Source organism: Simplicispira sp. GW247-4R2A (assembly GCF_059424465.1).
Genome location: NZ_JBWKZM010000002.1, coordinates 71,714 through 85,667, shown reverse-complemented (window position 1 = coordinate 85,667; position 13,954 = coordinate 71,714). Strand labels below are relative to the sequence as shown.

Here is a 13,954-nt window from a genome sequence, read left to right as displayed (position 1 = left end):
GGCTTTTCAACCTCTCAACGGGAATACACGGCCATGCCGGGAAAGAAGAAGCCAATCTCCACCTGAGCAGTCTCTAGCGCATCGGAGCCATGGACGGCGTTGGCATCGATGCTGTCGGCAAAATCAGCCCGAATCGTGCCCGCATCGGCCTTCTTGGGATCCGTTGCACCCATCAATTCACGATTTTTCAAAATCGCATTTTCGCCTTCCAGCACTTGAATCATGACGGGGCCAGAAACCATGAAATCCACCAGATCCTTGAAGAAAGGACGCTCCTTGTGCACGGCATAGAACTGCTCGGCTTCACGGCGCGAGAGATGCGCCATACGGGCAGCCACAATGCGCAGACCAGCGGCCTCAAAACGTGCGTAGATCTGGCCAATGACGTTCTTGGCAACTGCGTCGGGCTTGATGATGGAGAGGGTGCGTTCAACAGACATTCTTGAAATTCCTGTAGTAGAAAAAAACAGTCTTTTGCCAGTGCGACAAAACTCTTGATTCTAGCTGGCGCTGCGGCAGACGCCGCAAGCGGGGCCAAATACGCCTGGCTCTGCCTTAACGCCCACGCCGACGAGCACCTGAAGCGGAACGGGTGTCGCGGCGCTGCTCTTGGCGCTGACGTTTCAGGCTATCCGAGCCAATGTAGCCAACGGAAGTCTTCAACGGATCGGGCTGCACTCCCGTGGCTGCGCTCTTGGCATTGGCTGCCTTGTGTCCAGAATTTGGCAGCGCCGCAGCGCCGTCGCGAGATCGGCTGCGTGTGTCGCGGCCGCTTGAACTGCCGAAACGCTGCGCAGATCCGGCCGGCTGTCTGTGCGCAACGGCCCCTGCTGCCTGCATCAACGCGCGAATGTCTCCTTCTCCGAGTTCAACAAAAGCGCCCCGGCGCAGGCCTTTGGGTAGCACCATGGCACCGTAGCGAATGCGGATCAAGCGGCTGACCGCGTGTCCCACGCTCTCCAGCATGCGCCGAACTTCGCGATTGCGACCTTCCGAGATGGTGACGCGGTACCAGCAGTTGGATCCCTCACCGCCACCTTCTTCAATAGTGCCAAATGCAGCCAAACCGTCGTCGAGCTGAACCCCGGCGAGCAAGCGCTCTTTTTCTTCCGCGCTCAACGCCCCTAGAACGCGCACAGCATACTCACGCTCCAGGCCAAAGCGGGGATGCATGAGCTGGTTGGCAAGTTCACCCGAACTGGTGAACAGCAGCAAACCTTCTGTATTGAGGTCCAGCCTTCCTACGGATTGCCACTTCCCATGTTGCAGGCGCGGCAGTTTGCGAAAGACGGTTGGACGATTTTGTGGATCATCGTGCGTTACGACCTCGCCAACGGGCTTGTGGTACGCGATGACGCGTGCAGGAGGAGGATCAATGCGGTAGCGTATCGGCTTGCCGTTCACCTTGACCTGATCGCCATATTGAATGCGCTGGCCAATGTGGGCAGGCTCGTTGTTGACCGAGATTCGCCCCTCTAGAATAAGCTGCTCCATTTCCAGGCGCGAGCCCAAACCCGCTTGCGCCAAAACCTTGTGCAGCTTGGGCGTTTCCATTTGGGGTGGCAAGACACGCTTGAAAGCGGTATCTACCGATTCGGTCGTGTCGGCATCAAACTGCCCGGACACCACATCGGCAAAGACATAGCCCTCGGGATCAGACTGTTGCGCATGCCGACCACGTTGAACGCCACGCGCTACAGCGTTTGCACCCGCCCTTTTTTGCACGCTCTGCTCCTGTCCGGGCTCGTAATTCCCTAGCGCCGAAGCATCGGGAGAGGAAGGAGCGACAAAAGAGTCTGCCGGAAGTGCGCCCTTGGGGGGCTCGGGATGGTTCATATAGGTACGACGTAGATAACGTGCTGCTTACTGACTGAGAACATCTTCTTGCCTAAACTCAGAAAATTCGGGTTGCTCCACAGACGCTCCCACGTGCGACTGCGCGGAAGCATCCATGGCACTGAGCGCATGCGGAAGATCAAGCTCAGGCAATTGGCTGAGCGACTGTAAGCCGAGATCGTCCAAAAACTGCCGTGTGGTGGCAAGCAATGCCGGCCGCCCCACCGTTTCGCGATGGCCAATCGCTTCAATCCATCCCCGATCCTCAAGCTGCTTGAGGATCAGACTGTTGACCGTGACCCCGCGCACCTCTTCGATGTCGCCACGCGTCACAGGCTGACGGTAGGCAATGATGGCCAGTATTTCCAATGCTGCCCGGGAATAACGGGGCGGCTTTTCTGGATGGAGCCGATCAAGAAATTCGCGCATCGCAGGCCGCGACTGGAAGCGCCACCCAGAAGCGATTTGCACCAGCTCCAGGCCACGCTGCGCCCATTCAAGTTGCAGGTCCTCAAGCAATTGCTTGATGGTGTCCGCTCCGACCGCATCGTCGAACAAAATACGCAGTTCACGCACGCTAAGGGGCTGCTGTGCGCAAATCAGGGCGGTTTCGAGAACCCGTTGGGCGTCCACCGTCATCATGGTCGTCGGCGTCTCCGGGAAATGGCTGCGCAGCGGCAGGGCAAAAAACAAATAGGGAAATTTGGGGGGGGTGGGCGTGGTGCGCACGCGCAGTGTGCACTGCGTCAAACCCTGGCCTCGAACAAAAAACCGCGGGTACGCAGGCTTGAGGTACTCAATTGTAGTGCAATGCACCCAGGAGCCGACGTGTCACATCCCTTGAAGACCCGCTGCACGCAAGGCACTCTGCATATCTGGGGGGAGGCAGGCGTCAAAAGAAAGCGGACGTCCTTCCACTGGATGGTCAAACCTCAAATGAAAAGCATGCAGTGCTTGGCGTGAAAGACCAAGGCCTGGTGTACCGCCATAGAGGACGTCGCCCACAAGCGGCAAGCCGATATGCGCCATGTGCACCCGTATCTGGTGTGTCCGACCTGTATGCAGGGTGCAGCGCACCAGACAATGCGCCTGACCTTGCTCCACCAAATGCACATCGGTGCGCGCCGTCTTGCCTGCCTGCCGCGTCAGATCGACCACCGCCATACGCAGGCGGTTGCGCGGATCACGGCCAATGGCGGCGCTCACCTCACGCTCCGCCGGCCCTTGCCAGCGCCCCTGTGCAATCGCAAGGTAGTTCCGATGCACCTGGCGCATGCCAATCATGCGCACCAACACATCCATAGCAGCGCGCGTGCGCGCTACCACCATCAACCCACTGGTGTCCTTGTCAAGGCGATGCACGATACCGGCACGCGGCACTTGCGCGGCACTGGCGTCACGCCCCAACAAGGCATTCAATAGTGTTCCGCTCCAATTTCCGGGGGCGGGATGCACCACCAGGCCTGCCGGCTTGTTGACCACCATCAGATGCGGATCTTCGTAGACCACGTCAAGCGCGATGTTTTCTGCGCGAAACGCTTGGCTTTCCTGCGTGGGCCGCATTTCCAGCTCAACGCAATCACCCACTTTCACACGCAGTGAAGGTTTGCGCCAAATTTGGCTGTTGACGCACACGGCGCCAGCAGCCACCAATTGCTGCAAATACGAGCGCGAAAACTCGGGCACCTGCTGCGCCAAAGCCCGGTCAAGGCGCTCGCCGTGGTGTGCACTGACTATTGCCAACCTGCGAACCTCAATTGAAGCCGGCGTGTCGTCTGCTTCATCAAGGTCTTCTTGCAAAACACTCGACACGAAAGCGCGCTTGTGCGCCGAAGGGGCCATTCGATCAACGGGCCGGCAGGTAGCGCGCGGGATCGACAGGTTTTCCTTGGCGGCGGATTTCGAAATGGAGTTTCACCCGGTCAGAATCTGTGCTGCCCATTTCGGCAATTTTCTGGCCCCGGCGCACTGTCTGGTCTTCCTTGACCAGCAGCGTTCGATTGTGGGCATAGGCCGTAAGAAAAGTATTGCTGTGCTTGAGGATGATGAGGTTTCCATAGCCTCGCAAGCCCGCTCCCGCGTACACCACGCGCCCGTCGGCCGCAGCCACAATGGCGTCGCCACTCTTACCCCCAATATCCAAGCCTTTGTTGTGTGCTTCGTCAAAACCCGCAATCAAGCTACCGCTCGAAGGCCAGATGAAGCTGGTACCGTCCTCAGCGGCAGTTGCACCCGCCACCGCGGGCGCTGCAGGAGCGGTAGCTACAGCAGGCGCTGCCGATGTCGAAGGCGACTGCGCGGGCGCTCCTGCGGCCACCGGGGCGACTGAAGGTGGAGCGACAGGGCGCGTGACCACCCCCGGATTGGCTTGCGCAGCATTTGCGACACCTGGGGGCGTTACCCGAAGCACCTGACCTACTTCGATCAGATTGGTGTTTTCTATCTGATTCCAGCGCGCAATATCTTTCCAGCTTTGGCCCGTATCGAGGCCAATTCGAATAAGAGTATCCCCCGGTTTGACCGTATAGGTGCCGGGACGCGCCACGTTGTCTTGCTGGGCGGTGGTCGTGGGCGAAACCACTGCTGCGGCCACGGGAGCAGATGCGACTGCGGTACCCCTGTCTTCCACCGGAGCACGCGTCATTCGAGTACTGCATCCTGCGAGCGTCAAACCGGCAATCAACAGGGAAACCCCTAGAACACGAACACGCGAAACCAGCATATGTATTTTCCTTCAACCAAGACCCGATTTTAGGGGCACGAAATGCACAGGCTCGAGCAAGGTTTGCGAAAAGCCTTGCGCTGAGCGATCAATGACCAGCAGAGACTGGGTTCCGGAAGCGTCGGCAATCGGTGCCACCAATCGCCCACCCACCGCCAGCTGCTCGCACCAGGCAGGCGGCAAAGCCGCTCCACCAGCAGCCACCAGAATGCCGGCATAGGGAGCGCCAGTGGGGAAACCCAAGGTTCCATCTCCCAAGAGCAGATGCACATTGGCAAGGCGCAACGGCCGCAAGTTGGCACGGGCACGCTCATGCAATCCGCGAAGACGCTCAATGCTGTAGACCTCGCGTGCAAGCCTGCTGAGCACCGCGGCCTGATAGCCGCAGCCCGTGCCGATTTCAAGTATGCGGCCCAAGCCATCAGCGCGCGCACCAGGCGCCCCGAGCAAAAGCGCCACCATTCTGGCGACTACGCTGGGCTTGGAGATCGTTTGTCCAAGGCCAATCGGCAAACTGGTGTCCTCATAGGCCTGATTGGCCAATGCAGAATCAACAAAGCGGTGTCGTTCCACCGTGCGCATGGCCTGAAGCACTTCAAGGTTGACCACGCCCCCTGCCGCAAGGCGCTCAATCATGCGCTCGCGTACGGCGGACGAATCAAGGCCGACGCCCGCGGGGGCGACCGTTGACGCCCATGAAGCAACGCGGCGCGGAGCCGAAGTCGAACTGCGCGCTGGCACTGAAGCGCCTTTTGGAGACGCCGCGATGCGTGCAGGGAATCCCGGTCGGCGCTGGTTCATGCCGCTTCCGAAGCACCTGCACCACGCGCGCTGGTATCCCACTGCGCGGCACTCTGGGCCCAATACCGAAGATTGTCATGATCGGTCAGGTCAACCTTCAGAGGTGTCAGCGCCACATGACCGTGCGCAGTGGCATGGAAGTCGGTCCCTTCGGTATCGTCCTTGGCTGCGCCGGCACTGCCGATCCAGTACATCGTGTCACCACGAGGGCTCTCTTGCACAATCACGCGTTCAGCGGAATGGCGACGCCCCAGCCGACAAATTTTGAGCGAACGCATGGCATCGAGCGGCAAATTGGGCATATTCACATTGAGCAGCCAGGGTGGCTGACCCGACAGGCTGCCGGCCGTCAGCTGCTGCACGATCTCCGTTGCCTTGGCAGCCGCTGCCCCAATTTCGCCCCAACCTTTGTCGACCTGTGAAAACGCAATCGCCGGGATACCGAACAAGTAGCCTTCCATGGCCGCGCCCACCGTGCCCGAATAAATCGTGTCGTCACCCATGTTGGCGCCGTTGTTGATCCCCGAAACGATGAGATCAGGCCGGTAGTCAAGCAAACCTGTCAGCGCGATATGCACGCAATCGGCGGGCGTGCCATTGACGTAGCGAAAACCGTTCGAAGCGGTCTGCACATACAGAGGCGCGTGCAAGGTCAAAGCGTTCGACTTGGCGCTGTTGTTGTGCTCGGGCGCCACCACCTCGACTTGCGCTATGCGTGCCAGCGCCGCATGCAGCGCCACGATGCCGGGCGCCTGAAAGCCGTCGTCGTTGGAAATCAGTATCTTCATGGTGCTGGGCATCGGCTGTGGATTGTAGGCTGCGCACCGCGACCAAAGCCCCAATCCAAACGCCGTCGCTACCGGGACATTCATACCCTCCATGCCCACCCTATCATCGCGATTTGTCGAATCAGGAGACATTCCATGCACGCTTGGCTATGCACCGAACCCACCGGCGTCGAAGCCCTCCAATGGACGCAATTGCCTACACCGGTGCCCGGCCCCAGCCAGGTGCTTATCGAGATCAAGGCGGCGAGCCTGAACTTCCCTGACCTGCTGATCGTGCAGAACAAGTACCAGATGAAGCCCGCCTTGCCGTTTGTGCCTGGCTCGGAGTACGCGGGCGTGGTGCAGGCCGTGGGGCCCGACGTCACCCACCTCAAACCAGGACAAAATGTTGCCTGCCTGTCGGGTACCGGTGGCTTCGGAACCCACACGCTGGCGCCCGCTGCTCTGTGCATGCCCCTGCCCGACGGTTTTCCCTACGTGGACGCTGCTGCGTTCATCATGATCTATGCCACCTCCTGGCACGCACTGGTGGACCGCGCGGCACTCAAGGCGGGCGAGACGGTGCTGGTACTCGGGGCAGCGGGCGGCGTGGGAACCGCCGCCATCCAGATCGCCAAGGCCATGGGCGCGCGGGTGATCGCAGCAGCCTCTACCGACGAAAAATGCGCCTTGTGCCGGTCACTCGGGGCCGACGCCACCATCAACTACAGTACCGAGGACTTGCGGGACGCCATCAAAAAGGCGACCGACGGCAAAGGGCCGGACGTGATTTACGACCCGGTGGGCGGCAACTTCGCCGAACCCGCGTTTCGCTCGATTGCGTGGCGCGGCCGTTACCTTGTGGTGGGCTTTGCCTCGGGTCCGATTCCCTCCCTGCCCCTCAACCTCCCCTTGCTCAAGGGCGCGTCGCTGGTGGGCGTGTTCTGGGGCGAATTTGCCAAACGCGAGCCCAAAGCCAATGCGGCGATGATGGGGGAGTTGGCGCAGTGGTACGCGCAGGGCCGCATCAAGCCCGTGATCGATCGCACCATGCCGATGGCAGAGCTGCCGGCGGCCTTCGCACGGATGGGTTCGCGCGCGGTTCAGGGGAAGCTGGTACTGGTGAACTGACTCTTTACTGCCCCAGAAACCACGCTGCGCCTGCGGGCGTGTCACACTTGCGTGTTTTTTTCAGGTGATGGTTCATGGCTGAGCGGAATCCTTCGGACCTTGCGCGCGAAACGCTGAAGCAACTCGCTGTCCGGCGCATGGCGCCTACGCCAGATAATTTTCGCAACATTTACGACGAAATCGCGGGCGTGCGCAGCCCGGCACCTTTCCCTGAAGGGCCGCTGCGCCAGATTTTGCGCGTGGTTCCGGGCCAAACCCCCGTACAGCGACGTTTGCTGGACCAGTTTGAAAAAGCAGTCGGCGCCCACGACTGGACGGCGCTTCAGGCTGTCATGGTCGGGTATGCCAAACTCGGCCTGGGTGACACCTCGGTCGCGGAAACTTCGCAGGCGGCCCAGCAAGCGATGGCACTGCCCGACGATCTCGCAGAGCAGATTGCCCGGATGGTGGACAACACGCTCGCCGGGCTGAGCACCGACGACGCGCGGGTCCACCTGCTCGGCGATCAGCTGGTGCAGTTCCTGCGTTCCCCCTCTCCTCCCACCAGCACTCTGCAGTTGATGCTGGCCAACTTCAGCTTTCGGCTCTCCTTTGCCACCGAAGACCAGGCTGCGGTGCGCAATTTGCTGCTCGAACTGCTGCACATGGTGTTCGAGAACATGGCGGCATTGAGCGTGGACGATCGCTGGCTGGCAGGTCAGACCGAGGCCCTGGTGCAGGCCACCGCGCAGCCGCTGACCCTGCGCCGCCTGGATGACGTCCAGCGCCGCCTCAAGGACGTCATCTTCAAGCAGACCGAGGCCAAGGGCCGCATGGTGGAAGCGCAGGAGCAGATGAAGGAGATGCTGGGCGCCTTCATCGAGCGCCTGGGCACGATGACCAAAGCCAGCAGCACCTACCACGAAACCATGGAGGGTTGCGCAGAGCAAATTGCCCGTGCCAACACGCTCCAAGACATCGCGCCAGTCCTCAAACAGGTCATCGGCGCCACCCGCTCCATCGCGCTCGACAGCCAGGTGGCGCACGACGAGCTGCACGAATTGCGCCAGCGCGCCCAGGACAAGCACGACGAATTGGTGCGCCTGCAGCAAACACTCGACCAGGTGAGCCTGCAGGCACGCCACGACCCCCTTACCGGCTCGCTCAACCGCAAGGGGCTGGACGAAGTGCTCGAGCGTGAAATCTCGCGTGGCCGCCGCGCGGAGACGCCGCTGTGCATAGCGCTGCTCGATGTGGACAATTTCAAGCAGATCAACGACCGCCTTGGCCACGCGACGGGCGATGCAGCACTGGTGCACCTGGCCGATGTGGTGCGCTCGGTCATGCGACCGCAAGACATGCTGGCGCGCTACGGTGGCGAGGAATTCGTCCTTGTGCTGCCTGACACGGCGCTGGCGTCCGGGATTGAGGCCATGCAGCGCCTGCAGCGCGAGCTGACCAAGAATTTCTTCCTCAAGGACAACGAAAAGCTCCTCATCACCTTCAGCGCAGGGGTGGCCGAACTGGCGGCCAGCGAAGACAGCGACGGGGCGATCAAACGGGCCGACCAGGCCATGTACCTGGCCAAGCGCCAGGGCAAGAACCGCGTCGTTGCCGCTTGACCACCGTGGTGCATGCGCCCCTTGACCGGCGAGACTTTCTCGCGCTGGCGACACAGGCGGCAGTGGCAGGAACCCTGCCCCGCTCGGCCTGGGGCGCACGCGCCCTGCACCACGACCCGTTTGGCCTCGGCGTGGCCAGCGGCGACCCGAGCCCTGACGGATTCATTCTCTGGACGCGGCTGCTTGGCGACGGCGCGCCGCTGGCAGACACCGCCCTTCCCGTACGTTGGGAGTTGGCCGAAGACGCCGCCTTTCGCCGTATCGTGCAGCGCGGTTCCGCCATGGCCATGCCCGAGCTTGCGCACAGCGTGCATGTGGAAATCAAGGGCCTGCCTTCTGGGCGCTGGTTCCATTACCGGTTTCACCACGGCGCGGCCACCAGCCGTGCAGGGCAGGCGCGCACCGCACCGGCCCTGCAAGACCTGCCAGCGCGCTTGCGGCTGGTATTTGCCTCGTGCCAGCGCTGGGAGCACGGCTACTACGCGGCCTGGGCGCATGTGGCCCACGAGGCCCCGGACCTTGTGCTTTTCCTGGGCGACTACATCTACGAATACGCCACGCCAGCAGACCCCATAGGTCTGGCCCGTGTCCATGGCCTGCGCCACGCCAGCACCCTGGCCGATTTTCGCGACCGGTACGCACTGCACAAGAGCGACCCGCAATTGCAGGCTGCGCACGCTGCGTGCCCATGGGTCGCCACCTGGGACGACCACGAGGTACAAAACGACTGGGCGGGAACCACCGGCCGTTGGGACCGCGCTGGCTTTGCAGATTTGCGCAACGCGGGCTTTCAAGCGTTTTATGAACACATGCCGCTGGGCGCCGCCCGGCTCGCGGTGCCGGGCTTTGCCGCGCTGCAGCTCTACAGACGCCTTGCCTGGGGCCAACTCGCCCAATTGCATGTCCTCGATGGGCGCCAATACCGCGACCGACAGGCCTGCCGCCGTGCCGACACATCCGGCGCTGGCGCTGTGCGGGCAGGGCAATGCGCAGAGCTTGAACAGGCCACGCGCAGTTTTCTGGGCCGCACACAGGAGCGCTGGCTGGATGCGGGCTTGGCGCAGGATGCTGAGCACGGCGCGCGCTGGAGCGTGCTCGCTCAGCAGACCCTGTTCTCGCCGCGCCACTACCCTTCTGGCATGCAGTCCACCGACACCTGGGACGGCTACCCCGCAGCACGCGAGCGCCTGACGGCCAGCATTGCGCGGCACACGCCGACACGCACGGTGGTGCTGGGGGGAGACATTCACCAGAACTATGTCTGCCAGGTGCCCAAGAAGGCGCAAGCGTTGGATGGGCCGGCGGTAGCGAGCGAGTTTTGCGGCACCTCGATCTCTTCGCGCTCCGGCACCACACAGGCCAAGCTCGATGCCATCGTGCGGCGCAACCCGCATGTCTTGCTGGCGCGCTGCGGTGAGCGCGGTTACGGCCTGGCCGACATCACGCCCACGCTCTGGACCACCCACCTGCAGGTGGTGCAGGACCCGATGCGGATGGACAGCGCCGTCCACACACTGGCGCGTTTTGTGGTCGAACCAGGCCATCCCGGGCCCATTCGAGAGGCATAGATCACGCCAATGAACTATTGAAATGATAGCTACTAACGCTTACTACATAAGCGCTAAAGGCCAAAAACACTTGTATTATTGTCTCTCTGCTCTGCACGAACCAACAGGTCGAGACGTCACACGTCAATGGCCACCGCCGACCCAGCTTGCTTGCGCAGCTCGAACTTCTGGATTTTTCCGGTGCTCGTTTTGGGCAGTTCGCCAAACACCACCGCCCGTGGCACCTTGAACCCGGCCAGATGTTGCTTGCAGTGCGCGACGATGTCCTCCTGCGTGGTCTGGGCACCGGCCTTGAGCTCCACGAAGGCGCACGGCGTCTCGCCCCATTTCGGGTCTGGCCGGGCCACCACGGCGGCAGCGAGCACGTCGGGGTGGCGGTAGAGCACGTCTTCCACCTCGATGGACGAGATGTTCTCGCCGCCCGAGATGATGATGTCCTTGCTGCGGTCCTTGATCTTGATGTAGCCGTCGGGGTACTGCACCGCCAGGTCACCGCTGTGGAACCAGCCGCCGGCAAAGGCTTCTTCGGTGGCCTCGGGGTTCTTGAGATACCCCTTCATGGCGATGTTGCCCTTGAACATGATCTCGCCCATGGTTTCGCCGTCCTGCGGCACGGGCTGCATGGTTTCGGGGTTGAGCACGCGCACATCACGCTCGAGGTGGTAGCGCACGCCCTGGCGGGCGTTGAGGCGGGCGCGCTCGCCGATGTCGAGCCCGTCCCAAGCTGCATGCTTGGCGCATACCGTCGCGGGGCCGTACACCTCCGTCAGGCCATAGACGTGCGTCAGGTCAAAGCCCATCTTTTCCATGCCTTCGATCATCGAGGCCGGCGGCGCCGCCCCCGCCACCATGGCCTTGATGCCCGCAGGTACGCCCGCCTTCATGGCGGCGGAAGCGTTGACCAGCAGGCCGTGCACGATGGGGGCGCCGCAATAGTGCGTGACGCCGTGCTCGCGCATGGCATCAAAAATGGCCTGCGCATCCACGCGGCGCAGGCAGACATTCACGCCGGCACGCGCCGCCACCGTCCACGGAAAGCACCAGCCGTTGCAATGGAACATGGGCAGCGTCCACAGGTAGACCGCATGCTTGGGCATGTCCCACTCCAGCACGTTGCTGATGGCATTGGCCGCCGCGCCGCGGTGGTGGTAGACGACGCCCTTGGGGTTGCCCGTGGTGCCGCTGGTGTAGTTCAGCGCAATGGCGTCCCATTCGTCGCCCGGCAGTTCCCAGGCGAAATGTGGGTCGCCTGCGGCAAGGAAACTCTCGTAGTCGGTTCCGCCCAGCGGGTGCGCAGCCGGTCCGTACAGCGCGTCCTGCACCTCGATCAGGATGAGCGGCTGCTTTGAGCTGCGCAGCGCCAGCGCCTTGGCGAGTACGCCCGTGAATTCCGGATCCACGATTACCGCCTTGGCTTCGCCGTGGTCCAGCATGAAGGCGATGGTCTCCGGATCGAGCCGCGTGTTGAGCGCGTTGAGCACGGCCCCGGCCATGGGCACACCGAAATGCGCTTCCACCATCGGCGGCGTATTGGGCAGCAGCACCGCCACCGTGTCGTTCTTGCCAATACCCAGCCTTTGCAGGCTGCTGGCAAACTGGCGGCAGCGCGCGTAGGTCTGTGCCCAAGTCTGGCGCAGGCTACCGTGCACGATGGCAAGCCGGTCTGGGTAGACCTCGGCACTTCGTTCCAGAAAGCCGAGTGGCGAGAGCGGAGCGAAATTGGCAGGGGTGCGCGGCAAATGCTGGTCGAATACGGATGTCATGGAACCCCCGGTGAAAGTTGGTGAAAAAGTGCCAAGCGCATAAGGCTCAATCACAGCATACCCGGCTTGCGCCGTGCTGTCACGCGCCTCGGTTGCGCTGCTTGGCGCGGTACATGGCGGCATCGGCGGCCGCCATCAGGCCGCCGGCATCCGCCGCATCGCGCGGAAAGAGCGCAAAACCCACACTCGCGCGTATGGGCTGCACCTGCCCATTGAAGTCAAGCGGCTGCGCCAGGGCCTGTTCCAGTTTCGCTGCAATCTGGGCAGCCTGCTCTGGTGCGTCGAGGTTCTCGCAGAGCACGGTAAATTCATCTCCTGCAAGCCGTGCCACCGTATCGCTCTCGCGAACAGTCTGCGTTGTCGTCCACGCCACGGCCTTGAGCACTGTGTCGCCGGCAGCGTGCCCCAAAGCGTCGTTGATCGCCTTGAAGTCATCCAGATCCACAAACAGCAACGCACACAGGTGTCCGGTGCGTTTCGCCATGGCGAGCGCCTGGGCAAGTCGCTGCTCGAACATGCGGCGATTGGGTAGGCCCGTCAGAGTATCGTGATACGCCAGATGCGCCATGTCGTGGTGGCGCGCGCTCAGTTCATCGAGTTGCTGTCCAATCTGCTGCTCCATCTGACTCAGGCTGCGCGCAAGTTCACCCAGTTCGTCATGCCGATGCACCGGCAGCGCGCCGTGACTGCGGCCTGCCGCAAAAGCCTGCGTTGCGCGCACCATGACCTTGATCGGGCCAGTGACCACGCGCGAGATCAGCGCCGCCAGCAGCGCGGCTGCCGCACTGAGCACTGCCAGCACCCACAAGATGCGCCGCCCAAAATTCAGAACCTCGTCCTGCACCACGTTCAGCGGCTGTGAGAGGCCGACGATCATGAAGCGCCCGTCTTCCTGTTCGCCGTATGGCAAGCGGGCGAAGGCATAGGCCTGGCGCACGGTCCCACCGTCGTTCTGACTGAATACCTGCTCGTTCTGCTTGCCCTCCAACAGCGCTCGCACCGAGGCAAAGCGCTCCTGGATCAGGATGCGCTCGCCCTGGTGCTCGGCGCCGAACACCTGTGCGGCATCGGGGTGGTCAAGAAAATCACCCCATTGGTTGCTGAGATAAAAATCCAACCCTTTGGGCAGATTGGCACGGAAAATGGCAAGAAATGCGGGCGCGCTCACATCCACCACCAGTACGCCGAACAAGTGCCCAGCGCTGGTGACGGGCATCGACACATGAAAAACTGCTTCGGACGAGGTGACTGCCTCGTCGAATGACATCGCCAGACTTAGCTCCGTTACGTAGCTGGTGTCGGCCGGTAAATTCAAGGCCTCGAAAAAGAAAGGTCGGTAGGCCTGCTCATGGAGTTCGGCCTGCTTGACCTGCACGACGGATTCGCCCTGGCGGCGCACCCGCACCAGTTCAAGCCCATGGTCGGCAACGCCGATGAGCCGGATCTGGCGATAGGCCGGCCTGGCCCCCAAGGTAGCCTTGAGCACATCGGCCACCGCGGCGCGCTGCCGCGCGTCGAGCGGTTCTGCGCCGCGCGCCAGTGAAGACGCCGCCGTTGTCAGCATCTGAGCATCACGCGTAACCGACCCGAGTCCCGTCTGGAGGTAACGCACCAGCAAGCGTGTGGTGCCAAGCAATGCACTCTCTGCACGTGCCTGCAGCAGGCTGCGTCCGGCATCAAAGGTGTAGTAGGCAGCCAACGACGCCGCAAGCACGCTGAAGCTGGCAAGCAATATGCCCAGGCGAAAGGCAATGCCAGTGCGCAT

At 62.2% G+C, this 13,954-nt stretch carries 12 protein-coding genes; 3 read left to right on the top strand and 9 right to left on the bottom strand.

Annotated features, from left to right (window positions below; translation table 11 throughout):
* Positions 1-14: 14 nt before the first annotated feature.
* From ndk to surE, 7 genes are all read right to left on the bottom strand, one after another.
* Positions 15-440 carry a nucleoside-diphosphate kinase gene (gene ndk / locus AC07ZH_RS01900; protein ID WP_495198317.1) on the bottom strand — a complete coding sequence of 142 codons (426 nt, stop codon included), beginning with the start codon at positions 438-440 and terminating at the stop codon, positions 15-17.
* Positions 441-555: 115 nt separating this feature from the next.
* On the bottom strand, positions 556-1,836 hold the full coding sequence (locus AC07ZH_RS01895; RefSeq protein WP_495198316.1) for a pseudouridine synthase: 1,281 nt from the start codon (positions 1,834-1,836) through the stop codon (positions 556-558).
* Positions 1,837-1,863: 27 nt separating this feature from the next.
* Positions 1,864-2,478, bottom strand: coding sequence for an SMC-Scp complex subunit ScpB (scpB, locus tag AC07ZH_RS01890; protein ID WP_495198479.1), 615 nt, complete (start codon positions 2,476-2,478; stop codon positions 1,864-1,866).
* Positions 2,479-2,667: 189 nt separating this feature from the next.
* A complete protein-coding gene (locus tag AC07ZH_RS01885) occupies positions 2,668-3,678 on the bottom strand; it encodes an RluA family pseudouridine synthase (protein WP_495198315.1) in 1,011 nt (336 codons plus the stop codon).
* A gap of 4 nt (positions 3,679-3,682) precedes the next feature.
* Complete coding sequence (locus tag AC07ZH_RS01880; protein WP_495198314.1) at positions 3,683-4,558, bottom strand: peptidoglycan DD-metalloendopeptidase family protein; 876 nt, start codon at positions 4,556-4,558, stop codon at positions 3,683-3,685.
* 12 nt (positions 4,559-4,570) lie between these two features.
* Complete coding sequence (locus AC07ZH_RS01875; protein ID WP_495198313.1) at positions 4,571-5,359, bottom strand: protein-L-isoaspartate(D-aspartate) O-methyltransferase; 789 nt, start codon at positions 5,357-5,359, stop codon at positions 4,571-4,573.
* A complete protein-coding gene (gene surE, locus AC07ZH_RS01870) occupies positions 5,356-6,147 on the bottom strand; it encodes a 5'/3'-nucleotidase SurE (RefSeq protein WP_495198312.1) in 792 nt (263 codons plus the stop codon). Before surE ends, AC07ZH_RS01875 begins: the two co-directional genes overlap by 4 nt.
* 135 nt (positions 6,148-6,282) lie before the next feature.
* Between surE and AC07ZH_RS01865 the strand changes: the two genes are divergently transcribed.
* The 3 genes from AC07ZH_RS01865 to AC07ZH_RS01855 all read left to right on the top strand — a co-directional run bounded on the left by AC07ZH_RS01865 (position 6,283) and on the right by AC07ZH_RS01855 (position 10,426).
* The gene (locus AC07ZH_RS01865; protein WP_495198311.1) at positions 6,283-7,257 is read left to right on the top strand and encodes an NADPH:quinone oxidoreductase family protein; all 975 of its coding nucleotides are present in this window, start codon (positions 6,283-6,285) and stop codon (positions 7,255-7,257) included.
* A 74-nt stretch (positions 7,258-7,331) separates the two neighbouring features.
* Entirely contained in the window at positions 7,332-8,858 is a 1,527-nt protein-coding gene (locus tag AC07ZH_RS01860; protein WP_495198310.1) for a GGDEF domain-containing protein, read from the top strand.
* A complete protein-coding gene (locus tag AC07ZH_RS01855; RefSeq protein WP_495198309.1) occupies positions 8,855-10,426 on the top strand; it encodes an alkaline phosphatase D family protein in 1,572 nt (523 codons plus the stop codon). Before AC07ZH_RS01860 ends, AC07ZH_RS01855 begins: the two co-directional genes overlap by 4 nt.
* Before the next feature lie 116 nt (positions 10,427-10,542).
* Here the strand turns inward: AC07ZH_RS01855 and AC07ZH_RS01850 are convergent, their stop codons facing one another.
* The gene (locus AC07ZH_RS01850) at positions 10,543-12,189 is read right to left on the bottom strand and encodes an acyl-CoA synthetase (RefSeq protein ID WP_495198308.1); all 1,647 of its coding nucleotides are present in this window, start codon (positions 12,187-12,189) and stop codon (positions 10,543-10,545) included.
* 79 nt (positions 12,190-12,268) lie between these two features.
* Positions 12,269-13,954, bottom strand: coding sequence for a diguanylate cyclase domain-containing protein (locus AC07ZH_RS01845; protein ID WP_495198307.1), 1,686 nt, complete (start codon positions 13,952-13,954; stop codon positions 12,269-12,271).

Coding starts and splice junctions, on each gene's coding strand:
- AC07ZH_RS01845 (WP_495198307.1), bottom strand. CDS start 13,954: ATGCGCACTGGCATTGCCTTTCGCCTGGGCATATTGCTTGCCAGCTTC.
- AC07ZH_RS01850 (WP_495198308.1), bottom strand. CDS start 12,189: ATGACATCCGTATTCGACCAGCATTTGCCGCGCACCCCTGCCAATTTC.
- scpB (WP_495198479.1), bottom strand. CDS start 2,478: ATGATGACGGTGGACGCCCAACGGGTTCTCGAAACCGCCCTGATTTGC.
- AC07ZH_RS01875 (WP_495198313.1), bottom strand. CDS start 5,359: ATGAACCAGCGCCGACCGGGATTCCCTGCACGCATCGCGGCGTCTCCA.
- AC07ZH_RS01885 (WP_495198315.1), bottom strand. CDS start 3,678: ATGGCCCCTTCGGCGCACAAGCGCGCTTTCGTGTCGAGTGTTTTGCAA.
- AC07ZH_RS01860 (WP_495198310.1), top strand. CDS start 7,332: ATGGCTGAGCGGAATCCTTCGGACCTTGCGCGCGAAACGCTGAAGCAA.
- ndk (WP_495198317.1), bottom strand. CDS start 440: ATGTCTGTTGAACGCACCCTCTCCATCATCAAGCCCGACGCAGTTGCC.
- AC07ZH_RS01865 (WP_495198311.1), top strand. CDS start 6,283: ATGCACGCTTGGCTATGCACCGAACCCACCGGCGTCGAAGCCCTCCAA.
- surE (WP_495198312.1), bottom strand. CDS start 6,147: ATGAAGATACTGATTTCCAACGACGACGGCTTTCAGGCGCCCGGCATC.
- AC07ZH_RS01895 (WP_495198316.1), bottom strand. CDS start 1,836: ATGAACCATCCCGAGCCCCCCAAGGGCGCACTTCCGGCAGACTCTTTT.
- AC07ZH_RS01880 (WP_495198314.1), bottom strand. CDS start 4,558: ATGCTGGTTTCGCGTGTTCGTGTTCTAGGGGTTTCCCTGTTGATTGCC.